At 70.9% G+C, this 21829-nt stretch carries 24 protein-coding genes and 1 tRNA gene; 11 read left to right on the top strand and 14 right to left on the bottom strand.

Annotated features, from left to right (window positions below; all coding sequences use genetic code 11):
* Positions 1-3: 3 nt before the first annotated feature.
* From rpmI to IT184_07225, 5 genes are all read right to left on the bottom strand, one after another.
* Positions 4-201, bottom strand: a complete 198-nt coding sequence (gene rpmI / locus IT184_07245; GenBank protein ID MCC7008596.1) for a 50S ribosomal protein L35 — start codon at positions 199-201, stop codon at positions 4-6.
* A complete protein-coding gene (locus IT184_07240) occupies positions 188-772 on the bottom strand; it encodes a translation initiation factor IF-3 (GenBank protein MCC7008595.1) in 585 nt (194 codons plus the stop codon). The genes rpmI and IT184_07240 overlap by 14 nt, the downstream gene beginning before the upstream one ends.
* A 2-nt stretch (positions 773-774) precedes the next feature.
* A complete protein-coding gene (gene thrS / locus IT184_07235; protein ID MCC7008594.1) occupies positions 775-2712 on the bottom strand; it encodes a threonine--tRNA ligase in 1938 nt (645 codons plus the stop codon).
* Between the two features lie 42 nt (positions 2713-2754).
* Positions 2755-2831 (bottom strand) — tRNA-Val (locus IT184_07230).
* A 69-nt stretch (positions 2832-2900) separates the two neighbouring features.
* Positions 2901-4082 carry a PDZ domain-containing protein gene (locus IT184_07225; GenBank protein ID MCC7008593.1) on the bottom strand — a complete coding sequence of 394 codons (1182 nt, stop codon included), beginning with the start codon at positions 4080-4082 and terminating at the stop codon, positions 2901-2903.
* Between the two features lie 123 nt (positions 4083-4205).
* On the opposite strand from IT184_07225, the gene ruvX reads away from it, so the two are divergent.
* Positions 4206-4673 (top strand): Holliday junction resolvase RuvX, encoded by a 468-nt coding sequence (gene ruvX / locus IT184_07220; GenBank protein ID MCC7008592.1) that lies wholly within the window; start codon positions 4206-4208, stop codon positions 4671-4673.
* Positions 4673-5716, top strand: coding sequence for an endolytic transglycosylase MltG (mltG, locus tag IT184_07215; GenBank protein MCC7008591.1), 1044 nt, complete (start codon positions 4673-4675; stop codon positions 5714-5716). Before ruvX ends, mltG begins: the two co-directional genes overlap by 1 nt.
* A gap of 81 nt (positions 5717-5797) precedes the next feature.
* On the opposite strand, the gene IT184_07210 is transcribed toward mltG, so the two are convergent.
* The 7 genes from IT184_07210 to IT184_07180 are packed head-to-tail and all read right to left on the bottom strand — an operon-like array spanning position 5798 to position 11240.
* A complete protein-coding gene (locus tag IT184_07210; protein MCC7008590.1) occupies positions 5798-6679 on the bottom strand; it encodes an NAD(+)/NADH kinase in 882 nt (293 codons plus the stop codon).
* Positions 6676-7419 (bottom strand): TlyA family RNA methyltransferase, encoded by a 744-nt coding sequence (locus tag IT184_07205; protein MCC7008589.1) that lies wholly within the window; start codon positions 7417-7419, stop codon positions 6676-6678. The genes IT184_07210 and IT184_07205 overlap by 4 nt, the downstream gene beginning before the upstream one ends.
* Positions 7416-8357 carry a polyprenyl synthetase family protein gene (locus tag IT184_07200; protein ID MCC7008588.1) on the bottom strand — a complete coding sequence of 314 codons (942 nt, stop codon included), beginning with the start codon at positions 8355-8357 and terminating at the stop codon, positions 7416-7418. The genes IT184_07205 and IT184_07200 overlap by 4 nt, the downstream gene beginning before the upstream one ends.
* Positions 8354-8596, bottom strand: coding sequence for an exodeoxyribonuclease VII small subunit (gene xseB, locus IT184_07195; protein MCC7008587.1), 243 nt, complete (start codon positions 8594-8596; stop codon positions 8354-8356). Before xseB ends, IT184_07200 begins: the two co-directional genes overlap by 4 nt.
* A gap of 3 nt (positions 8597-8599) precedes the next feature.
* The gene (locus tag IT184_07190) at positions 8600-9979 is read right to left on the bottom strand and encodes an exodeoxyribonuclease VII large subunit (protein ID MCC7008586.1); all 1380 of its coding nucleotides are present in this window, start codon (positions 9977-9979) and stop codon (positions 8600-8602) included.
* Between the two features lie 2 nt (positions 9980-9981).
* On the bottom strand, positions 9982-10803 hold the full coding sequence (locus IT184_07185) for a TIGR00282 family metallophosphoesterase (protein ID MCC7008585.1): 822 nt from the start codon (positions 10801-10803) through the stop codon (positions 9982-9984).
* Positions 10800-11240 (bottom strand): Hsp20/alpha crystallin family protein, encoded by a 441-nt coding sequence (locus IT184_07180; GenBank protein ID MCC7008584.1) that lies wholly within the window; start codon positions 11238-11240, stop codon positions 10800-10802. Before IT184_07180 ends, IT184_07185 begins: the two co-directional genes overlap by 4 nt.
* A gap of 168 nt (positions 11241-11408) precedes the next feature.
* On the opposite strand from IT184_07180, the gene IT184_07175 reads away from it, so the two are divergent.
* Positions 11409-11846, top strand: coding sequence for an Hsp20/alpha crystallin family protein (locus IT184_07175; GenBank protein ID MCC7008583.1), 438 nt, complete (start codon positions 11409-11411; stop codon positions 11844-11846).
* Between the two features lie 165 nt (positions 11847-12011).
* On the opposite strand, the gene gatA is transcribed toward IT184_07175, so the two are convergent.
* Entirely contained in the window at positions 12012-13463 is a 1452-nt protein-coding gene (gatA, locus tag IT184_07170; protein ID MCC7008582.1) for an Asp-tRNA(Asn)/Glu-tRNA(Gln) amidotransferase subunit GatA, read from the bottom strand.
* A gap of 2 nt (positions 13464-13465) precedes the next feature.
* A complete protein-coding gene (gatC, locus tag IT184_07165) occupies positions 13466-13762 on the bottom strand; it encodes an Asp-tRNA(Asn)/Glu-tRNA(Gln) amidotransferase subunit GatC (GenBank protein MCC7008581.1) in 297 nt (98 codons plus the stop codon).
* A 40-nt stretch (positions 13763-13802) separates the two neighbouring features.
* Between gatC and IT184_07160 the strand changes: the two genes are divergently transcribed.
* From IT184_07160 to IT184_07125, 8 genes are read left to right on the top strand one after another with little or no spacing between them, the layout of a single operon-like run.
* The gene (locus IT184_07160) at positions 13803-14462 is read left to right on the top strand and encodes a hypothetical protein (GenBank protein ID MCC7008580.1); all 660 of its coding nucleotides are present in this window, start codon (positions 13803-13805) and stop codon (positions 14460-14462) included.
* Positions 14463-14484: 22 nt separating this feature from the next.
* On the top strand, positions 14485-15513 hold the full coding sequence (gene lpxD, locus IT184_07155) for a UDP-3-O-(3-hydroxymyristoyl)glucosamine N-acyltransferase (protein MCC7008579.1): 1029 nt from the start codon (positions 14485-14487) through the stop codon (positions 15511-15513).
* 7 nt (positions 15514-15520) lie between these two features.
* Positions 15521-16882, top strand: a complete 1362-nt coding sequence (locus tag IT184_07150) for an insulinase family protein (protein MCC7008578.1) — start codon at positions 15521-15523, stop codon at positions 16880-16882.
* Complete coding sequence (locus IT184_07145; GenBank protein ID MCC7008577.1) at positions 16879-18369, top strand: insulinase family protein; 1491 nt, start codon at positions 16879-16881, stop codon at positions 18367-18369. Before IT184_07150 ends, IT184_07145 begins: the two co-directional genes overlap by 4 nt.
* Before the next feature lie 5 nt (positions 18370-18374).
* Entirely contained in the window at positions 18375-19565 is a 1191-nt protein-coding gene (gene lpxB / locus IT184_07140; protein MCC7008576.1) for a lipid-A-disaccharide synthase, read from the top strand.
* Positions 19566-19574: 9 nt separating this feature from the next.
* A complete protein-coding gene (locus IT184_07135; protein ID MCC7008575.1) occupies positions 19575-20138 on the top strand; it encodes a hypothetical protein in 564 nt (187 codons plus the stop codon).
* A complete protein-coding gene (locus IT184_07130) occupies positions 20135-21133 on the top strand; it encodes a matrixin family metalloprotease (protein MCC7008574.1) in 999 nt (332 codons plus the stop codon). Before IT184_07135 ends, IT184_07130 begins: the two co-directional genes overlap by 4 nt.
* On the top strand, positions 21130-21816 hold the full coding sequence (locus tag IT184_07125; GenBank protein MCC7008573.1) for a hypothetical protein: 687 nt from the start codon (positions 21130-21132) through the stop codon (positions 21814-21816). The genes IT184_07130 and IT184_07125 overlap by 4 nt, the downstream gene beginning before the upstream one ends.
* The last annotated feature ends 13 nt before the right edge of the window (positions 21817-21829 follow it).

Genomic DNA, 21829 nt, shown 5'->3' with positions numbered 1-21829 from the left:
TGCTTAGTCGTACGGCAGCATCCGCTTGACGCGCGGGGTGTCGACGGCGGCGATGACGGCGCCGGCGCGCAGCGCGCGCTTGCGGTGCGTCGGCTTGCTCGTCAGGATGTGCCGCTTGAACGCCTTCGAGCGGGCGAACTTGCCGCTCGCGGTCCGCTTGAAGCGCTTGGCGGCGCCACGGTTGCTCTTAATCTTCGGCATGATCGGTCGGTCTCCTCGCCGGCGCGGCGCGCTTCAGTCCGGGCCGCGGCGCCAGAATCGTGTGCAACTGGTTGCCTTCCTTCTGCGGGTTCGCCTCCGTGATCGCGACGTCCGACAGATCCGCCACCAGCCGTTCCAGGATGCGCTGGCCGATCTCCGGATGCGCGTTCTCGCGCCCGCGGAAGAAGATCGTGGCCTTCACCTTGTCGCCCTCGGCCAGGAAGCGCTCGATGTGCTTCTTCTTGAACTGGTAGTCGTGTTCGTCGACCTTGGGCCGGAACTTGATCTCCTTGACGTCGATCACCTTCTGGTGCCGCTTCGCCGCACGCGCCCGCTTCTGCTGGTCGTACTGGTACTTGCCGAAATCCATGATCCGGCAGACCGGCGGCACGGCCGTGGGCGAGATCTCGACGAGATCGAGCCCCTTCGTGCGCGCCAGCGCCAGCGCCTGCGGCGGCGGCATGATGCCGAGCTGGACGCCGTTCTCGTCGATGACCCGGATCTCGCGTACCCGGATCCGCTCGTTGACTCTCGTGCGGTCTTCCCGACGTGGACTTCGATCGAAGGCGATAACTACCTCCCGTGCTGCACGCGACCGCGCAACGCGACTTCCTCGCGCGCCGCCCGGACGAACTCCGCCACCGGCCGGGCGCCCAGATCGCCCCCGGTGCGGCTGCGCACCGAGACCGTCCCCTCCGCCGCCTCGCGGTCGCCGACCACGAGCATGTAGGGCACTTTCTGCAGTTGCGCCTCCCGGATCTTATAACCAATCTTTTCCTGGCGATCGTCCAGGTGCACGCGCAGCCCTCCGGCGGCCAGCTCGTCCCGCACGCCGGCGGCGTACCCGAGGTGCCGGTCGGCAATCGGCAGCACCGTCGCCTGCACGGGCGCGAGCCACAGCGGGAACGCGCCGGCGTAGTGCTCGATGAGCAGCGCGATGAACCGCTCGAAGCTGCCGTAGATCGCCCGGTGGATCACGACGGGCCGGTGCTCGGCGTTGTCGGCGCCCACGTACTTCAGATCGAAGCGCGCCGGCAACTGGTAGTCGAGCTGAATCGTCGCGCACTGCCAGGTCCGGCCGATCGCGTCCGTGACGTCGAAGTCGATCTTGGGACCGTAGAAGGCGCCGTCGCCTTCGTTGATCGCGAACGGCAGCCCGGCCGCCGTCAGCGCACGCCGCAGCTCCGCTTCCGCGTGATCCCAGGTCGCCTGCTCGCCGAGGAACTCCTCGGGCCGCGTGGACAGCTTCACCGCATAAGTGAGGCCGAAGTCGTCGTAGACCTGCTTGACCAGGTTCAGCAGCCGCTCGACCTCGTCGCCGATCTGCGACTCCATCACGAAGCAGTGCGCGTCGTCCTGCGAGAACTGTCGAACGCGCGTCAGGCCGGCGAGCACGCCCGACGCCTCGTTGCGATGGAGCGGGGTCTGCTCGTGCAGGCGCAGCGGCAGGTCGCGGTAGCTGCGGACCTCGCTCGCGAAGACGAGCATGTGCCCGGGACAGTTCATCGCCTTGACGCCCATCTCGGCGTGCTCGGCTTCGACGAGGAACATGTTCTGGCGGTAGTGCTGCCAGTGCCCGGACGTCTCCCACAGCGCCTTGTTGAAGATGAGCGGCGTCTTCACCTCGTCGTAGCCGGCGGGAAAGAGCACGTCGCGCATGTAGGCCGCGAGCCGGTTGTAGAGCGTCGTCCCCTTCGGCAGCCAGAAGGCCGCGCCCGGCGCCCACGGGTGGAACGTGAAGAGGCCCAGCTCGCGCCCGATCCGCCGATGGTCGCGCCGCTTCGCTTCCTCGATCCGGTGGAGGTACGCCTCCAACTCGTCGTCTCGGAAGAACGCCGTGCCGTAGATGCGCTGCATCGGCTGGTTGCGAGCGTCGCCCTTCCAGTACGCGTTCGAGGTCGAGAGCAGCTTGAACGCCCGGAGGCGGTTGGTGGACGGGACGTGCGGGCCGACGCAGAAGTCGACGAACGTGTCGCGATCCTTGATCGTGTAACACGATACGTCGGTCTCTCCGGCCGTCTTCTCCTGGATGAGCTGCACCTTCAGCGGTTCGCCGCGCTTCGTGAAGAACTCGATGGCGTCCTGCTTGGGCCAGATCTGGCGCTCGTAGGGCAGGTCCTGGTTGGCCAACTCGCGCATCTTCGCCTCGATGCGGTCGAGATCCTCCGGAACGAACGGCCGCGGCACGACGAAGTCGTAGAAGAAGCCCTCGTCGGTGGCGGGGCCGATGCCGCACTGCACGCCGGGATACAGGTTCGTGACCGCCGCGGCGAGCAGGTGCGCCGTCGAATGCCGGTAGAGCGGCAGCGACTCGGGATCGCCCGGCAGCACCAGCTTCAGCGCAGCGGGCGTGGCCAGCCGATAGCTGAGATCGACGAGCCGGCCGTCGACGACGGCGGCGAGCGCCTTCTTCACGACGCTCCGCGGCAGCGACGCCGAGGCGAACTCCTGCACGGACGTGCCGGGAGCGACATCGCGTTGCGATCCGTCTGGTAGCGTCAGGGTAATCAACGGCGGCTAATCGGAATCGACCCGGAGCGAGGCCTCGGTCGTTGGTAGGCACGGGCGGACTCGAACCGCCGACCTCCTGCATGTCAAGCAGGCGCTCTAACCAGCTGAGCTACGTGCCTGTGGCTGTCTAGGCCGGCGCCCCCGGGCGTACGACGAACGGCCAGTATACCGTCGAGGAAAAGCGACCGTCAACGCGACGCGGCCGGCTGGTCGGCCGGAGCCGTCTGGCGCTGCAGTTCCTGCACGGCGCGATCGAGGACCGCATCGGTCTGGGGCGGCTTCTGCCCGAACCCGACGGTGGGCACGTCGACGGGGACGTCCGGCCGCAGCCCGCGTCCGTGCACGGGCGCGCCATCCGTGCGCACGTAGCGGGCGTAGGTCAGCCACAGCCCGTGCCCTTCCGGCAGCCGCACGAGTTTCTGGACGCCCGCCAGCCCAGCCGTCGGCTCGCCGACGAGCCGCGCGCGCCGGTTGTCGGCCAGCGCCGCCGCGAACACCTCCGCCGCGTTGCCCGTGCCGTTCGAGGTGAGCACGACGAGTGGCATCGTGAGGCTGCCGTCACCGGCCGTCGCGGTGATGACGGTGTTCGGTGCGTTGCGTGCGGCGAGCGTCGCGAGCGTGCCGTCCTTGACGAAGAGCTTCGCAGCGGCGATGCCATCGCTCGGGCTCCCGTCGGCGGTGCCGCGCACGTCGATCAGCGTCGGCGTGTTGCCGCCCGCGGAGAGCTTCGCGCTCAAGTCCGCTGCCGTGGCCGAGCCGAAGCTCGCGATCCGCACGTAGCGGTGCGTCCCGGCCTGCCGGACCGTCACGGCCTCGCCGCTCGCCGCTTCGCGGACGAGATCGATCTTGTGCGGATCGGCCGGATTGCCGCGGATCACCATCAGCGACACCGTCGAGCCCACGGGGCCGCGGAGCAGCCGTGTTCCCGCATACGCCGACATGTCGCGCGTGGGCGTCTCGTTGATGGCGCGGACGTAGTCACCGGTCCGCAGGCCGGCGCGCTGCGCCGGCGAGCCGTCGCGGATGCCCACGACGCGCAGATAGAACTGCCGCGACAGCACGATGCCGACCTCACCCGCCGGCAGCGGGGCATTCGCGTCGAACGCGCGCACCTCCTCCGGCGTGAAGTACGCGCTCGCGCCGTCGAGACCGTCGGAGAGGCCGCGCATCGCGCCGTCGAAGATGCGATCGACGTTCACGTCCTCGACGTAGTCCTTCACGACGAGCGACGCCACGTCCTCGAACACGCGGAGATGCGGCAGCCCCTGCTGGGCCACGGGCTTCGCGGCGCCGAGCAGGCCGCCGACGATGAGCAGCAGCGCAATGGGTGTCGAGACGAGGAACAAGAGAACCCGGGAGCGCGGCGACATGTCCTTCATTATGGCGCGAATCCGCGCGTTTCGCAGGGCGCGGCGATGGGGACACGAGGCGGCGTCACCCGCGGGCGGCGCGGGCTCGTGTGGCGGAAGGCCGATGTTGGTACGCTGATGTCCATGCGGTTTCTCGGAGTGGACGTCGGCAGGAGACGGATCGGGTTGGCGCTGTCCGATGCGTCCGGCCTGATCGCGAGCGCCTGGCAGACCGTGGAGGCGGGGCCGAGCCTGGCGGCCGCCGCCGCCCGAGTAGGGGCAGCCATCGACACGCTGCGCGATCCGATCGACGACGGCCCGGCCGTCGGCGGGATCGTCGTCGGGCTGCCGCGCCGGCTCGACGGCACTGAGCACGAGCAGACGGCGCTCGCACGCGCGTTCGCCGCGTTGCTCCACGCCGCCACGGGCGTGCAGGTGCACTTCCAGGACGAGCGGCTGACCAGCCGCGAAGCCGAGGCGCGGCTGGCGGCGCGCGAGCCGGACTGGCGGCGCCGCAAGGCGCGAGTCGACGCCGAAGCCGCCGCGATCATCCTGCAGGACTTTCTCGACGCGCGGTGCGACGTGCGGCGAGCCGAATCGACGGAGGCCTGATGCTGAGGCGCCTGCTGGTCGTCGTCGTGCTGCTCGCCGGTGCTGCCGCGGCGGGCGGCTGGTGGCTGCGCGGTCGGCTGACGACGCCGTATCGCGCGTTCGCCGGCGCAGAACAGTTCGTCGACGTACCTCAGGGGGCGAGCGTCGGCCGGATCGCGTCGTTGCTCGCGGACGCTGGCGTCGTGCCGGATCCGATCACGTTCCGGATCGCCGCGCGCCTGTCCGGCGCGGACCGTCGTCTGCAGGCGGGCGAGTACCGATTCGCGGATGCCGCGTCTCCGTACGACGTGGTCGCCCGGCTGGCGCGTGGCGACGTGTTCTCACGGGTCGTGACGTTTCCCGAGGGCCTGACGATCGCCGACATGGCCGCGACGTTCGCCGGCGCAGGCCTCGGCACGGCGGCGGAGTTCGAACAGGCCGCCGCCAACCCTTCGGCGATCGGCGATCTCGATCCGACGGCCCGATCGCTCGAGGGATACCTCTTTCCCGACACCTACTCGATGCCACGCCGTGCGGGGGCGGTCATGACGGTGGCCGCGATGGTGGACCGTTTCCGCGCCGTCGTCGACGGCGGCGTCCGCCGGGCGGCCACCGCGCGCGGCATGAGCCTGCGTGACGTCGTGACGCTCGCCTCGCTCGTGGAGAAGGAGACGGCGTCGGCCGACGAGCGGCCGCTCGTGTCGGCCGTGTACCACAACCGCCTCAGGATCGGGATGCCGCTGCAGTGCGATCCGACGGTGATCTACGCGCTCATGCAGCGCGGCGCGTGGCGCGGCAACCTGACGCGGGCCAACCTGCAGATGGACTCGCCGTACAACACGTATCGATATCCGGGCCTCCCGCCCGGCCCCATCGCCTCACCGGGCCGGAGCGCGCTCGAAGCGGCCGTCGAGCCCGCCGACGTGCCCTATCTCTACTTCGTCAGCCGCAACGACGGCACCCACGCGTTCGCCTCGTCGCTGGCCGAGCACAGCCGCAACGTGCGCACGTGGCAGGTGAACTACTTCAAAGGGCAGAGGGCAAAGGGCAGAGGGCAAAGGTAAAGGGGAGAAGGGAAAAGGAAGGGGAAAGGAAAAAGGGAAAAGGAGGGGAAAGGGAAGAGGGAGGGAAAAGGGACGAAGGGATCAGGTGTGGGCCCACTTGAGCTTCTCGCGCAGCATGCCGAAGTATGTGCGCGACGATGTGCGGGCGAGGTGGAGTACGCGGGTGGCGCGCGTGATGTGCATCACGTCCGTCGGCTCCATGCGTACGCCGAACTGGCCATCGAAGGTCGCCACCATCTCGGTCTGCGGATCCATCACCGGCCGCATTTCGATCCGGGCCGCCGCCGGCAGGACGAGCGGGCGAAGCGTCAGCGTGTGGGGCGCGATGGGCGTCAACACGACGGCGTCCACGGACGGGTGCACGATCGGCCCGCCTCCCGAGAGGTTGTAGGCCGTCGACCCGGTGGCCGTCGACACGATGAGCCCGTCGGCCTTCACGCGGCAGACGAACTGACCGTCCACGTCCACCGTGATCTCGACCATCCGGGACAACGCGCTGCGCGTGACGACGATGTCGTTGAGCGCGATGCGATCGCAGACGACCGTGTCGCCTCGCAGCAGGCGGCCATGGATCATGGCGCGCGTCTCGAGGCGGGTGCCTCCGGCGAGCAGTTGTTCGAGCGCGCCGGTCATCTCCGAGCGATCGACCTCCGTCAAGAAGCCGAGTCGGCCGAAGTTGATGCCCACGAGCGGCGCGTCGCCGTCGCCATGCACGACCGCGTTCGCCGCGTCGAGCAACGTGCCGTCGCCGCCGAACGTGAGGATCACGTCCACGCCGGCCGCCAGGCTCGTCCGAGGCGCCGTCCTCCACCGCGCGCCGAGGCCCGTGGCCTCGGCGCTGTCGGCTTCGACCACCGGCGTGCAGCCGTGCTCGTGCAGCCACTCGGCGGCGTCGGCGAGCGCGCTGAGCGCCTCGGGTTTGAGCCTGGCAATCAGGCCGGCACGGGTGACGGGCGCCATCATGATTGGGGGGCGAGCAACATCAGGAACTCGCGGTTGCCTTCAGCGCCGGTCACCGGTGACGGCTCCAGGCCGAGGCGCGTCAATCCTACTCGAAGAGCGGCGGCCGTGACCGCCTCGACGACGCGCGCGTGCACGGCCGGATCGCGCACGATGCCGCCGGCCCCGACCTCCTCCCGGCCAGCCTCGAACTGCGGCTTGACGAGCGCGACGACACGGCCGGCGCGCACCAGGAGCGGCGGCACGACCGGTAGGATCAGCGCGAGCGAGATGAACGAGACGTCGATCGTGACGAGATCGAACTGCCGCAGGTCGGCCGGCAGCATTTGCGGCGTGAGATGGCGCGCGTTCACGCCTTCCACGCAGACGACCCGGGGATCGGTCCGCAGGCGCCAGTCGAGCTGGCCGCTGCCGACGTCGAGCGCGACGACGCGCCGTGCGCCGCGGGCGACGAGCACGTCGGTGAACCCGCCGGTGGACGCGCCGATGTCGAGCGCCGTTGCGCCGCCGACGTCGATGCGAAACGCGTCGAGCGCGTGCGCGAGCTTCAACCCGCCGCGGCTCGCCCACGGGTGATCGGGCTGCCGCAGCACGATCGCGGCGCTCTCGTCGACCGTCATGCCGGCCTTGCGCGCCGGCACGCCGTCGACGAGGACGTCGCCGGCGAGGATCAGCGCGCGGGCCCGCTCGCGCGTCGCGGCGAGACCGCGCGCGACCACGAGCAGGTCCAATCGGGTCTTCACTTTTCGCGCGTGAGGCTCCACGCGGCGATCGCGCGGAGGCGCTCGCTGTGCGGCACGTCGCGGAGTGCGTCGTGCGCGCGGGCGACGCAGGCCGCCGCGCGCGCGCGCGAACCGTCGATGCCGTAGAAGGCCGGAAAGGTCGGCTTGCCGGCGGCCGCGTCCTTGCCGGCCGTCTTGCCGAGCGCGGCGTTCGATCCCTCGACGTCCAGCACGTCGTCCACGATCTGAAACGCGAGGCCGACCTCGCGCGCGTAGGCGTCGACGGCGGCGACGGTCGTGGGCGCGGCGCCCACGAGCAGCGCGCCGACGCGGCACGCGGCGCGGATGAGCGCGCCGGTCTTCCGGAGGTGCATGTCCTCGAGCGCGGCGGCGTCGAAGGCAGCCTGTCGGCCGGCCGCGGCGAGATCGATGGCCTGGCCACCGACCATCCCGGCGATGCCTGCGGCCTCGGCGAGCGTCGCGATCGCCTGGAGCCGCCGGCCGGCTGGCGCGGACTCGGCGGGCGCCGTGGACGCGGTCCACCGAGCGAGCACCAGGAACGCCTCGGTCGAGAGCGCGTCGCCCGCGAGGATGCCCATCCCTTCGCCGTACACGACGTGCGTCGTCGGCCGGCCGCGGCGCAGATCGTCATCGTCCATCGCCGGGAGGTCGTCGTGGACGAGCGAGTAGGTGTGGATCATCTCGACGGCGCAGGCGCCGGGCAGCGCGAGCGCGCGGGCCGTGGCCGGATCGAGATCGCCGGCGGCGCCGGCGCACTCGGCGACCGCGAGCGTGAGACACGGGCGCAGGCGCTTGCCCGGTCCGAGCAGCGCGTACCGGACGGGCGCGGCGATCACGGACGGCGCGGCCAATCCGTCGAGCACGGCGTGCAGGCCGCGCTCGACGTCCTCGCGACGGGCCGCGAGATAGGCGTGCAGGTCGGACGGCGCGGCGGTCACCGGTCGACGTCGTTCGACTCGAGCAGGTGGGACGCGTCTTTCAGGTCGCCACGGTCGGTGAGTTGCTCGATCCGCCGTTCCGCCGCCGCGAGCTGATCGTGGCAGTAGCGCGACAGCGCGATGCCGCGCTCGAAGAGCGCAAGCGAACGGTCGAGCGGCAGATCACCTTCCTCCATCTGTTTGACGATGGTCTCCAGTTCGGCGATGGCGGACTCGAAGTCCTTGATGGAGTCGGGCATGGATCAGGGCTCCGTGTGGGGCGGGGCGTCCTCCACGCGGCAGGCCAGCTCGCCTTCGGCGAGCGTCACGCGGACGCGATCGCCCGGCGTGACGCCGCGTGTCGTGCGAATGATAGCCGTCCGCGCGTCGTTCCAGCACACGGCGTAGCCGCGCGCGAGCACGGCGAGCGGGCTGAGCGCGTCGAGCTGCGCCGTCACGGTCGCGACGCGCGCGCCGGCGGCCAGCCGGCGATGACCGATGGCGCCGCGGAGGCGCCCGTCGGCCACGGCCAACCGCGTGCGCAACTCGGCGATCGCGCGGCGCGCATCGCACCGTTCGAGACGCCGCGACAGGACGGTGAACCGCTGCGTCTGCCTGGCGATTCGGTTGTGCACGGCATGCCGGAGCCGCAGCGCGAGCTGGCGGCCGTCGCGCTCCGCCATCACGACGCGCGTCGGCCACTGCTCGAGCCGCCCGCGCAGCCGCTCGGCGCGCTGCAAGCGGCGGCTCAACGCGACGCTCATGCACGCGCGCAGCCGGTGCCTCGCGCGATCGATCCTGGCGACGACATGGTCGGCGCGCTCGACGACGATCTCGGCGGCGTTCGACGGCGTCGCCGCCCGCACGTCGGCGACGAAATCCGCGATCGTGAAGTCCACCTCGTGTCCCACGCACGAGATGACCGGCACGGGACACTCCGCGATCGCCCGCGCGAGCCGCTCGTCGTTGAACGCCCACAGATCCTCGATCGAGCCGCCGCCCCGGCCGACGAGGACGACGTCGAGGCCCGGCACGCGCACGATCGCGCGCAGGGCACGCATCAGATCCTCGGCCGCACCCTCACCCTGCACGCGCGCCGCCCGGATGACCACCCGAGCCGTCGGATGGCGGGTCGTCAGCACCCGCAGGATGTCGCGCAGCGCCGCCCCGTCGAGCGACGTGACGACGCCGATCCGCCGCGGCCAGAGCGGCAGCGGCCGCTTGCGGGCCGGGTCGAACAGCCCGTCCTGCTGCAGCCGGCGCTTGAGCTGCTCGAACGCGGCCTGCAACGCGCCGAGACCCTGCGGCTCGAGCGTGTCGCAGACGATCTGGTACTCGCCCTTCGCGTCGTAGACGCTCAGGCGGCCGCGCACGACGACCCGCAGGCCGTCCTCGGGACGGAACGTCAGCGAGCGGACGGCCGTCCGGAACATGACCGCGCGCACCTGCGCACGGTCGTCCTTCAGCGTGAAGTAGAGATGGCCGGAGCTCCACTGCCGGCAGTTCGACAGCTCGCCTTCGACCAGCACCGCGCCGAAGCGCTCGTCGATGAGCCGGCGCAGCGCGAGCGTGAGGTCGCTGACCGACAACGGCCGCGCGCGCGCGGGACGCTCGTCGAACGGCAGGCCGACGGCTTCGGGCATGCTCAGCGCGACACCGGCGCCGAGGCCAGCGCCTCGATGTCGTGATGCGAGAGGCTGATCCGATCGATCGACACGGCCAGCCCGGTCGTCTCGTCGGCGGCGACGAGCACGCCGTTGAGGCGCGGGTTCTCGGTGGCCGTCTCGAACCGCTGCGGCAGACCCGTCAGGAACCGCTGGAGGACCGCGGCGCGTTCGACGCCGATCACCGAGTCGTGCGGCCCCGTCATGCCCACGTCCGTGATGTAGGCGGTGCCGCGCGGAAGGACGCGCGCATCGGCGGTGGCGACGTGCGTGTGCGTGCCGACGACCGCGGCGACGCGGCCGTCGAGATGCCACCCCATCGCGACCTTCTCGGACGTCGCTTCCGCATGGAAGTCGACGAAGAGCAGTTGGGCCTCGCCCCGGAGCCGATCGACGATCGCCTGTGCGCCGCGAAAGGGATCGTCGATCGCGGTCATGAACACGCGGCCCATCAAGTTGATCACGCCGACCGACACGCCGTTGCCCGCGCGCGCCACGACGTGCCCGACGCCGGGCGTGCCGGGCGGGAAGTTCGCCGGGCGCAGCAGCCGCGGGTGATCGGCCAGGTACGGCACGATCTCCTTCTTGTCCCACGAGTGGTTGCCGCCGGTGATCACGTGCACGCCGTACCCGAAGAGGTCGTCGGCCAGATCGGGCGTGATGCCGAATCCCGCCGCCACGTTCTCGCCGTTGACGATGACGAAATCGACCTGATGGCGCGCCACGATGATGCCGAGACCACGGCGCACCAGTTCCCGGCCGGCCTTGCCGACGATGTCTCCGATGAAGAGCAGACGGGTCATCCGCGTTCCACCGGAATGGCGAAGATCCGGCCGCGGCGATCGACGAGGAGCGGCAGCGTGACGCGCAGTTGGCCGCCGGCGATCACGGCCCGGGCGTGCCCGCCGTCGAAGGCGCCGTCGAGGCGAACGGCCCGTGCGAACCGCCCGTAGCTGCGTTCCGCGAGGTGGAATCGGGCGTTCGGCTCGAGCGGGCCGCTCGGCTTGCGGCCGACGACGAGCAGCGTGTTACCTCGGACGGCCACGCGCAGCGCGTCTGGCGGCACGCCAGGCACGTCCATGACGATCTCGAGCGCGTCGGGACGCTCCAGGATGTCGAGCGGCGGACGGCAGTTCCCGATCGCCACCGACGCACCCGGCGTCCCGTGGTCGATTTCCAGCAGCAAACGGCGTGCATCTTCGGCCAGTTCCGGGCTTGTTTGACTGAAGAAATCGTTCACCCCGCCATCATACAGGCGACTGCCGCTGACAACGTTGGGCGACGGTGGGTGTAATGTGAGTGTCAAAGAGTCAGATTATATTATTTACATGAGCTGATGCTCGTCGTATCATTCGAACATGGCGTCGGCCCACGGGTCGACGTGACGCATCACTGGAGGAAGCAGACCATGACATTGACACGTTGGAGTCCCGTGCGCGGCGTGGCCACTCTGGAGATTGATCGTCTCAACCGGATGTTCGAAGCCGCTTTCGAGGGCGAGCCGCTCGCGCGCGGCGGGTGGGTGCCGGCCGTCGACATCTTCGAGACGGCAGGCAAGGACGTCGTGATCAAAGCCGAGCTGCCCGAGATGAAGCGGGAGGACATCAGCATCACGTTCGAGAACAACGTGCTGACGATCGAGGGGGAACGGCGGTTCGCTGACGTGAGCGGGCCGGAGAAGTACCACCGGGTCGAGCGGGGCTACGGTCGGTTCCGCCGCAGCTTCACCGTGCCGGCGACGGTCGAGGCGAGCCGGGTGGAAGCCGCCTATCGCGACGGCGTGCTGACCATCACGCTGCCGCGCCGCGCGGAGACCAAGCCGCGGCAGATCGAAGTGAACGGCTAGCACGTCCGCTCGGATTACCGGCGCATGGCATCGGGTCGCAATGCGTCGGGTGTTCATCCATCGAACGGGACATCGGGGGCACGCCTGATGTCCCGTTTGCTCTGGCTGAGCCTGGAATCCGACTGCTGCCGCCACCTCACGTTGCGAGGCTCCGGCGGAGAGAGGCTACAGCGGCGGGTGTCGATCCTTCCACGGCATCGCCTGCTCGTAGGCCGCCGCCATTCGCAGGATCGTCGCTTCGTCCCACGCGCGCCCCGTCAACTGGAGTCCGATCGGCAGGCCGCTCTCCGCGTAGCCGCACGGCACGCTGATCGCCGGAAGCCCGGCGAGCGGCGCGCTGACCGTGAACACGTCCGCCAGGTACATCTGGAGCGGATCCCCCGTCCGCTCTCCCAGCCCGAACGCCGCGGTCGGCGTCGTCGGCAGCGCCACGGCATCGACGCGCTCGAACGCGCGGTCGTAGTCGCGCCGGATCAGCGTGCGCACCTGCTGCGCCTTGAGGTAGTACGCGTCGTAGTAGCCGGCGCTCAGCACGTAGGTGCCGAGCATGATCCGGCGCTTCACCTCGGGGCCGAATCCCGCTTCGCGTGTCCGGTCGTACATCTGGTCCACGGTCGCCGCGTCGGCGGCGCGCAGGCCGAAGCGCACGCCGTCGTAGCGCGCCAGGTTCGAGCTGGCTTCCGCCGTGGCGACGAGGTAGTAGGTCGGAATCGCGAAGCGCGCGTGCGGCAGCTCGACGTCGGCGATCGCCGCGCCCATGCGCTCGAGCGTGCGAATGCTCTCGTCGAAGGCCTGGCGCACGTCGCGATCGACGCCCATGTCGAGCAGCGTCCAGGGCACGCCGATCGTCGAGCCCTCGACCGTGCCGGTCAGCGCGGACGTGAACGCGGGCACCGGCCGGCTCGCCGCGGTGGCGTCCAGAGGATCCGCACCGGCGATGGCCTCGAGGCACAACGCCGCATCGTCGACGGTGCGCGCGAAGGGGCCGATCTGATCGAGCGACGACGCATACGCGAGCAGGCCGAAGCGCGAGACGCGGCCGTACGTCGGCTTCAGGCCGACGATGCCGCAGAAGGCCGCGGGCTGGCGGATCGAGCCGCCCGTGTCGGAGCCGAGCGCGATCGGGGTCATGCCGGCGGCCACCGCGACGGCCGAGCCGCCGCTCGATCCGCCGGGCGCGCGGCTCGCGTCCCACGGATTGCGGGCCGGGCCGAACGCGCAGTTCTCGGTCGAGGAGCCCATTGCGAACTCGTCGCAGATCGTGTTGCCTACGATGACGGCGCCCGCCGCGTCGAGCCGTTGCACGACGGTCGCGTCGAACGGCGAGACGTAGCGCTCGAGGATGCGCGAGCCAGCCGTCGTGACGGCGCCGGCCGCGGCGATGTTGTCCTTGAGCGCGACCGGCACGCCGTGGAGGGGCCCGGCCGGGCCCGGCAGCCGGTCGAGCGCGCGAGCGCGCGACAGCGCCTTCTCGGCGTGCACCTCGTGGAAGGCGTGGAGGCGATTGTCCGTGGCGGCGATGCGGTCGAGCGCGGCGCGGCACGCGGCTTCGGCCGAGATCGCGCGCGACGCGATGGCATCGCGCAGCGCGCGCGCGGTGACGAACGGGTCGATCACGATCAGAGGACCTTCGGGACCTTGAACAGGCCGGCGCGCGGCGACGCGTCAGGTGCGCCCGCCAGCACGGCGTCGCGATCGATCGACGGCCGCGGCGCGTCGTCACGCCACGCGGGCTCGGCGGCCTGCGGATGTGACGTGGGGGGGATGCCGGACGTGTCCACGCTCTGCAGCTCCGCGACGTACGCGAGGATGTCGGTCAGTTGCTTCGAGAACAGCTCGACTTCGTCCGCCGACAGCTCGAGGTGCGCGAGCGCCGCGATCCTGCGCACGTCCGCGTCGTCCAGCCGCTGAGCCATGGGATCAGGATGCTAGCATGGTCGGCGTGAGCGCTCCGGCATGACGGTGTACCTCGTTCCGGCGGCCGTGGGTCACGAGCTGTACTGCGAGGTCTCCTCGCCGGCGCCCGCTGGCGAGGGCCGCGACGGCTCGCTCTGGCGTCGGCTCGTGGACGGATTCCGGCGCATGGTCGAGGAAGGCGAGGCTGAGCGCGACGGCCATGCGGCGAGCATCGCCGAGCGCAGCCGCCTGCGACGGATGATCACCCGCCGCGTCGCCGAGGCGGTCGCCGAGCAGCGGCTGCTGTGGCACCTGCGGCACGAGACGGCCGTCACGCTCGTGTACCCCGACGATCTCACCGGCGCCGACGCCGTCGCGGCCGCGCGCCAACTGCTCGCGACCGACTACGGCAAGCACCGCCGCTGGTGCGCCATCGACGGCGCGCTCACGGCCGTCACCGGGCCCGCGTTCTTCTTCGTGCCCGGGCCCAACGTCATCTCCTGGTACTTCGCGTTTCGCGCGGTGGGGCACTACTTCTCGCTGCGCGGCGCCCGTCAGGGCCTGTCGGCCGCGACCTGGACGACCGCGCCGTCGCGCCCGCTGACCGAGCTGCGGTCGGCGCTTGCGCTCGACGGCGAGGCGCGCGCGGCGCGCGTCGACGAGGTGGCGGCCGAGCTCGGACTGGATCGTCTGCCGTTCTTCGTCGAACGCATCGCGTGAAGCCCCGATATACTCGCGCGCTGTGACTCTCGCGGAGCTGGCCGATCGTCTCGGGTGCCGCCTCGAAGGCGACGGCGCCATCGACGTCAGCCGCGTGGCGGCCATCGACGACGCCGGGCCGGGCGACGTCACCTTCGTCACCCATCGGAAGTACGCCGCGAAGCTGCCGGCGACCCGGGCCGCGGCGGCGATCGTCGACGACACCATCGATCGCGCGCCCTGCGCGCTGCTGCGGGCGCGCCACCCTGCCGTCGCGGTCGCCGATGCGGTCGCGCTGCTGATGCCGCCGCGCCGGCCGGCGCCCGGCATCAGCCCGCTGGCCGCGATCGATCCGACGGCCGAGATCGGGGCCGCCGTGAGCATCGGCCCGTTCGTCGTCATCGGCGCCCGCGCGCGCGTCGGATCGCGGACGATCCTCGAGCCCCACGTCGTGATCGGCGACGACGCGATCGTGGGCGACGACTGTCTGTTCCACGCGCACGTGTCGGTCCGCGGGCGCGTCGAGATCGGGAATCGCGTCGTGCTGCAGGACGCCGCCGTCATCGGCAGCGACGGCTTCGGCTTCGCGCGGCGGCCCGACGGCACGCACCAGAAGATCCCGCAAGTGGGCCGCGTCGTCATCGAAGACGACGTGGAGATCGGCGCGCACACGGCGGTGGATCGTCCGGCGATCGGCGAGACGCGCGTCGGCCGCGGCACGAAGGTCGACAACCTCGTCCAGATCGCGCACGGCGTGCGGATCGGTCGAAACGTGCTGATGGCCGCGCAGTCGGGCGTGGCCGGCAGCACCTGGCTCGGCGACGACGTCGTCATGGCGGGGCAGTCGGGCGCGGCCGGGCACCTGCACGTGGGCCGCGGCGTCGTCGTGAGCGCGAAGTCGGTCGTCACGAAGGACATCGATGCCGGGCATCACGTCGCCGGGATTCCGGCGGGCGACGTCGGCGAGTGGCGCGAAGAGGTCGTGCTGATCCGCCGGCTGCCGGAACTGCGGCAGACGGTCGCCGATCTCGACGCTCGCCTGGCGGCGATCGAAGCAAAGTTGATGACATAATCGGCGCATGCGTTCCAGAGCGTTGGCGCCGCTGCTGACGGTGCTGCTGGCGGTCGTCGCGCTCGTCAGCGCCGCGCCACCCGAGACGGTCGTTCGGCCCACCCGGTTCGACTACAAGATGACGACGCTCTCCAACGGGCTGCAGGTCGTCTTCCTCGAAGATCACTCGACGCCGATCGTGCACCTCGCGCTCTGGTACCACGTCGGATCGAAGGACGAGAAGCCGGGCCGCACCGGCTTCGCGCACTTGTTCGAGCACCTGATGTTCAAGGGATCGAAGAACGTGCGGCCCGATCAGCACCCGTCGTGGATTACGAGCATCGGCGGCGAATCGAACGCGGAAACCGACGAAGACTCGACCATCTACTGGGAGACGGTGCCGTCTCACTACCTGCCGCTCGTCTTGTGGCTCGAGGCCGACCGGATGGCGTCGCTCGACGTCAGCGATGAGAAGTTCAAGACCGAGCTCGAGGTCGTGAAAGAAGAGCGCCGGATGCGCGTGGAGAACCAGCCGTTCGGGCTGCTGCCGGAGATCATCTTCGACAAGGCGTTCACGACGCATCCGTACAAACACCAGACGATCGGCAGCATGCGGGATCTCGAGGCCGCATCGATCGCGGACGTGCGCGAGTTCCACGACACCTACTACGTGCCGAACAACGCGACGGCCGTGCTCGTGGGCGACTTCGAGACCGCCGAGGCGCAGGCGCTGGTCGAGCGCTACCTGGGGCGCGTGCCCCGCGGCAAGCCGGTGCCGCGGAACATCCCGGCCGAGCCGCCCCACACCCGCGAGGAGCGGGTCACGGTCACGCAGCCGTGGCCGTTGCCCGCCGTCGTCGTCGCCTATCACATCACGCGCGACGGCCATCCGGACGCGTACCCGCTGCACATCCTCGCGAAGATTCTCTCGGACGGCGACAGCTCGCGTCTGTACCGGTCGCTCGTCTACCAGAAGCAGGTCGCGCTGGCCGCGTTCGGCGAGGCGAAGCTGATCGAGCATCCGAACCTCTTCTATGCCGTGGCCATCGTGCAGACGGGGCATCGTCCGGAGGACGTGTTGCGCGAGCTGCAGGGCGAGATCGACAAGGTCAAGGAAGCCGGCGTCACGGCCGAGGAGCTGGCGCGAGCGAAGCGGCAGTTCGCCCGCGACTACATCCTCGGCCGGGAGAGCGTCCGCCAAAAGGCGCTGCACCTGGGGCACGCCGTCGTGATCCACGACGACATCCGGACGGCCGATCAGGAGTTCGACCTGTTTCAGGACGTGACGCTCGAGGACGTGCAGCGCGTGGCCCGGACGTACTTCACCGCGGACTCGCGCCTGCTGATGACCGTCATGCCCGGAGCGCCGGCCGCCGGGGTGAGCCGATGATCGCGCGCCGTCCCGACGTCGTCGCCGCGCTCGTCGCCGCGTGCCTCACGATCTCGGCGCCCGTGCGATCCCAGGAGTGGCCGCGCGAGCAGCCGCCCGGTCCGCTCGCGCCGAAGCACGTGGACCTGCAGCCGTACGCGCTCCGCACGCTGCCCAACGGACTTCAGGTGCTGGTCGTCCTGCACCACGAGCAGCCGTCGGTGAGCTTCCGGCTCCTTGTCCGCGCCGGTGTGGTCCAGGAGCCCGAGGACCGGCCCGGCGTCGCGAGCTTCGTCGCCGCGCTGCTCAACAAGGGCACGACGACGCGGTCGGCCGAGCAGATCGCCACGACGATCGATTCGGCCGGCGGCGTCATGGGCGTGGTCGGCGGCGCGGAGCTGACGTTCGTCAACGGCGCGGTCATCAAGGATCAGACGGACGTCGCGCTCGGCCTGATGTCCGACATCGTGCAGCATCCGGCCTTCTCGGCCGAAGAGCTCGAGCTGCACCGCCGGCAGTCGCTGTCGGGCCTGCAGGTCGCCTACGACGATCCCGAGTACCTCGCCTCGACCGTCTTCGATCGGCTGGTGTTCGGGAAACATCCGTACGGGCGGCCGAACGAAGGCACGCCAGACTCGATCGGCCGCATCACGCGCGACGATCTCGTCGCGTACCACCGGACGTGGTTCGTGCCGAACAACGCGCTGCTCGCCATCGTCGGCGATCTCACCGTTGACGAGGCGTTCGCGGCCGCCGAGCGCACGTTCGCGTCCTGGCAGCGGCGCGAGGTGCCAACCGTCGGGATGGCCGCGCCGCCGCCGCCGGCCCGCCGGGTCGTCGTCGTCGATCGGCCAGGCTCCGCCCAGACCGAGATCCGTGTCGGGCACCTCGCGGTCTCTCGGACGCACCCCGACTACCTGGCGCTCGATCTCGGCGTCCGGATTCTGGGCGGCGAGGGGGCCAACCGCCTCTTCGGCGTGCTCCGCTCCGATCGGGGGCTGACCTACGGCGCGTCGGCGACCTACCGCGCCTTCCGCACGAGCGGCGAGATCGTCGCCGAGACCAACACCCGCACGGCCACGACGGGCGAGTCGCTGCGGCTCATGGTGGACGAGTTCGTCCGGCTGCAGCGCGACGCGGTCCATCCGGGCGAACTGCGAGGCGCGCAGGACTTCATCGCCGGGCATTTCCCGCTCAGCATCGAATCGCCGTCGGCGATCGCCGAGCAGGTGCTCTCGCACCTTTTCTACGGGCTCGATCTGAAGGAGATCGATCAGTACCTCGACAAGGTCACGACCGTGACGCCGGGCGACATCCAGCGCATCGCGCGCGAGCTGCTGAAGCCGGATCAGTTGTCGATCGTGCTCGTCGGCGACGCCAACGGCTTCGTGCCCCAGTTGAAGGCGGCGGGGTTCCCCGAGTTCGAGCGGATCAGCGTCCAGGACCTGGACATCGATTCCCCTACGCTCCGCACCGCCCGCGCCGGACGGACCGCCGGCGCGAACTGATCGGCGTGTCTCAGGCGACGGGTTCGCCGGCCGAACGTCCGGCACGCGGCCTGCGGGTCATGATGTCGTGCGGCGAGGCGTCCGGCGACCTGTACGCCGCCGCACTGGCGCGCGCGCTGCGCGTCGTCGATCCCGCCGTCGACGTGTTCGGGTTCGGCGGGCCGCGCCTGGCCGCGGCCGGCGCGGATCTCGTCGGCAGCTACGCCGGCGTGTCGGTCACGGGCCTGTCGGAAGCCGGCGCCGTGCTGGCCCGATCGTGGGCGATGCTGCGCCGGCTCGGCGAGGCGGCGCGTGTCCGTCGGCCGGACGTCTTCGTCGCGATTGACTTTCCGGATTTCAACTTCCGGCTGCTGCCGGTCGTCCACGCGCTCGGGATCCCGATCGTGTACTACGTGAGCCCGCAGCTCTGGGCGTGGCGCGCCGGCCGCATGGCGACCCTCCGGCGATACGTCGCGAAGATGCTCGTCATCTTTCCGTTCGAAGCGCCGCTCTACGAGCGCGCGGGCGTGCCGGTCGAGTTCGTCGGCCATCCGCTCGTCGATCTCGCACGCCGCACGCACGAGCGTGAGGCCTGGCTGCGGGAGGTCGGCCTGGACCCGGGCGCGCCGGTCGTCGCGCTGCTGCCGGGCAGCCGCGCCAACGAGATCCGGCGCATCCTGCCGGCAATGGCGGCCGCGCTGCCGCTCATCCGCCGGGACGTCCCGCGCGCGCAGTTCGTCGTCGCGCGCGCCCCGTCGCTCGACGATGCGCTGTTCGAGCCGCTGCGCACGCAGGTGGCGGCGCCGCTCGCGCTCGTCGCCGATGCGACCGATGAGGTCCTCGCGTCGGCCGACGTGGCCGTGACGGCGTCCGGCACCGCGACGGTGCAGACCGCGCTCCACGGTACGCCGATGGTGATCGTCTATCGCGTGTCGCCGCTGACCTATGCCGTGGGCCGCCGTCTGGTGCGCGTGCCATCGTTCGGCATGGTGAATCTCATCGCGGGCCGTCGCGTCGTGCCGGAGCTGATCCAGCACGAGTACACCGCCGCGAGCGTCGCGCGCGAGGTCGTGTCGCTGCTGAGCGATCCGTCGAGGATCGCCGAGGTCCGGCGCGACCTCGCGGACGTCGTCGCGGCGCTCGGCGGGCCGGGCGCATCGGCGCGCGCCGCCGTCGCGATCCGCGACGTGGCATGGCGCGCGGCACCACGGGGGTAGACTCAAGAGATGTCGCGCCGGCTCGTCGTCCTCGCGGGGATCCTCCTCCTTGCGACGTCGCCGCTCTCGGCGACCGTCGTGGTGCCGGTGACGTTCAAGGAAGTCGTCGACGACGCGCGCCTGATCGTTCGCGGAACCGTGACGGACGTCCGGCCCGTCGCCACGCCGGAAGGGCTGGAGTCGGTCGCGACCGTCGTGGTCCACACGGTGCTCAAAGGCGACGCGGTGTCGACCGTCTCGGTGCGCGTGCCCGGCGGCACGCTGGGACGCACGCGGCGGGTGATGGTCGGCGCGCCCGCGCTTCGCCCCGGTCAACAGGCGGTCTTCTTCCTGTCTCGGGCCTCGGACTTCGGCTGGCGTCCGGTCGCGCTCGGCGCCGGCGTGGCGCGCATCACCGTGGATTCTCTGACGCGACGGGCCGTCGTGCGATCGCCGGCGCTGGTGGCGACGACGACGGGATCGGCGCGCAGCGCGATCGAACGGACGCCGCGATCGGTGCCGGTGGCCGAGTTCGAATCGCTGGTCCGCGTCGTCATGGCGGCCCAGCGAGTGGCCGTGGGGCGGCGTCCGTGACCTGCCGGGCGGCGGCCTTCCTCGCCGGTATCCTCGCGCTGGCGCTGACGGCCGATCTGGAGGCGTATCTCAAGCTGGGCTATCCGCTCGGCGACCGCGTGATCGCGCTGCGGTGGTCGGACATGCCGGTCCGCTACTACGTCACCGGCCGAGGCGTGGCTGGCGTGACCGCCGCGGCGCTCGAGGAACGCGTCGCCGCAGGCTTCGCGACCTGGGGGGCGGGATCGAACGTGGTGGTGTCGGGACAGTTCGGCGGGTTCGTCGCCGCAGAACCGGACGTCGACGACGGCCTCACGGTCGTCGGCTTCCGGACGCGAGACGATCTCGATCACGTGCTCGGCGCCACGTCCTTCACGGTGGACGACATGAGCGGCCGCCTGGTCGAGGCCGACATCTTCCTCAACTCGCGTTTCCCGTGGTCCGTGTCCTCCGGCGGTGAGTCGGGACGCTACGACGTGCAGTCGATCGCCACGCACGAGATCGGGCATCTGCTCGGCCTGAGCCACTCGGCGCTCGGGGAGACGACGGTCGCAGGCGGCGGCCGGACCGTCCAGGCCAAGGCCGCCGTGATGTTCCCGATCGCGTACCCGTCCGGCAACATTCGCGACCGCGCGCTCACTCCGGACGACGAGGCCGCGATCGCCGACGTCTACGGCACGCTCGACGCGCGGCGCACGCTGGGCTCGATCACGGGCCGCGTGACGGCGAACGGCGCCGGCGTGTTCGGCGCGCACGTCGTGGCGTTCAGCCCGGCGACCGGCGTGTCGATCGGCGGGTTCACGCTCTCGCGCGACGGCCAGTACGTGATCGGCGGGCTGCCGAGCGGGTTCTACATCGTGCGCGCGGAGCCGCTCGACGACGCCGACCTCGACAGCTTCTTCGACGATTCGGCGCCGGTCACGCTGGGGTTCTCCCCGGCGTACGCGGCGACGCTCGTCGGCGTTCCCGAAGGCGGCGCCGCGAGCGCGCCCGACATCAAGGTGACGCCGAAGTGACGCGTCGTGCGGCCGCGCTCGCGGCCGTGATCGTGCTGGCCGTGTGTGCGCGCGCTGCGGGCGCCCAGCCCGTCATTCGGTCCGCCTCGGCCGGGCACCGCGTCGAGGTATCGGTGGGCGCCGCGCTCGGCGGACCGGCGCCGCTCGGCACGTCCAGCGCCGATCTCGTGCGCCCCAACGGCGAGCCGCTGTCCGTGTTCCGCACCGACGTGCGCTTCGGCCTGGGCGCCGGCGGCGAAGCCGGCGTGGCCGCATTCCTCTCGCGGCGGGTCGGCGTCGAAGCGTCCGGCTCCTGGCTGCGCCAGCAGATCCGGACGACGATCTCGGACGACTACGAAGGCGCGGCGCCGGTGACGCTCACGCAGCCGATGTACCGGCTCGCCGTGGAAGGCGCCCTGGTCGTGATGCTGGCACAGGACCCCAAATCCGGCGTGTTCCTCCGGGCTGGCGGAGGCTGGATGCAGGAAATGACGGACGGCGCTACACTCGCCGAAACCGGCGCGACGGCCGCCGCGGGCCTGGGAATGAAATACTGGTGGCGCGATCGCCCGGTCGGCCGCGGGGCTCGCATCGGCCTGCGCGTCGAAGCGCGCCTGCTCGCGCGCACGCGCGGGCTGACGTTCGGGTCACGGACGTGGCAGTTCGGGCCCACCGGCATGGCGGGGCTCGTCGTGGGCTTCTAGCAGCGACCTTCAT

The organism is Acidobacteriota bacterium, assembly GCA_020853395.1.
GTDB lineage: Bacteria > Acidobacteriota > Vicinamibacteria > Vicinamibacterales > SCN-69-37 > JADYYY01.
Note: the sequence above shows the minus strand (reverse complement) of the source record. Positions and strands in the feature narration are given on the sequence as shown.

What these genes read in the sequence shown, in the direction of transcription:
- ruvX (MCC7008592.1), top strand. Translation starts at nt 4,206, where the DNA reads ATGCGGTTTCTCGGAGTGGACGTCGGCAGGAGACGGATCGGGTTGGCG.
- IT184_07150 (MCC7008578.1), top strand. Translation starts at nt 15,521, where the DNA reads ATGCGTTCCAGAGCGTTGGCGCCGCTGCTGACGGTGCTGCTGGCGGTC.
- rpmI (MCC7008596.1), bottom strand. Translation starts at nt 201, where the DNA reads ATGCCGAAGATTAAGAGCAACCGTGGCGCCGCCAAGCGCTTCAAGCGG.
- IT184_07185 (MCC7008585.1), bottom strand. Translation starts at nt 10,803, where the DNA reads ATGACCCGTCTGCTCTTCATCGGAGACATCGTCGGCAAGGCCGGCCGG.
- IT184_07175 (MCC7008583.1), top strand. Translation starts at nt 11,409, where the DNA reads ATGACATTGACACGTTGGAGTCCCGTGCGCGGCGTGGCCACTCTGGAG.
- gatC (MCC7008581.1), bottom strand. Translation starts at nt 13,762, where the DNA reads ATGGCTCAGCGGCTGGACGACGCGGACGTGCGCAGGATCGCGGCGCTC.
- IT184_07135 (MCC7008575.1), top strand. Translation starts at nt 19,575, where the DNA reads ATGTCGCGCCGGCTCGTCGTCCTCGCGGGGATCCTCCTCCTTGCGACG.
- IT184_07210 (MCC7008590.1), bottom strand. Translation starts at nt 6,679, where the DNA reads ATGATGGCGCCCGTCACCCGTGCCGGCCTGATTGCCAGGCTCAAACCC.
- IT184_07145 (MCC7008577.1), top strand. Translation starts at nt 16,879, where the DNA reads ATGATCGCGCGCCGTCCCGACGTCGTCGCCGCGCTCGTCGCCGCGTGC.
- xseB (MCC7008587.1), bottom strand. Translation starts at nt 8,596, where the DNA reads ATGCCCGACTCCATCAAGGACTTCGAGTCCGCCATCGCCGAACTGGAG.
- IT184_07225 (MCC7008593.1), bottom strand. Translation starts at nt 4,082, where the DNA reads ATGTCGCCGCGCTCCCGGGTTCTCTTGTTCCTCGTCTCGACACCCATT.
- mltG (MCC7008591.1), top strand. Translation starts at nt 4,673, where the DNA reads ATGCTGAGGCGCCTGCTGGTCGTCGTCGTGCTGCTCGCCGGTGCTGCC.
- IT184_07160 (MCC7008580.1), top strand. Translation starts at nt 13,803, where the DNA reads ATGACGGTGTACCTCGTTCCGGCGGCCGTGGGTCACGAGCTGTACTGC.
- IT184_07190 (MCC7008586.1), bottom strand. Translation starts at nt 9,979, where the DNA reads ATGCCCGAAGCCGTCGGCCTGCCGTTCGACGAGCGTCCCGCGCGCGCG.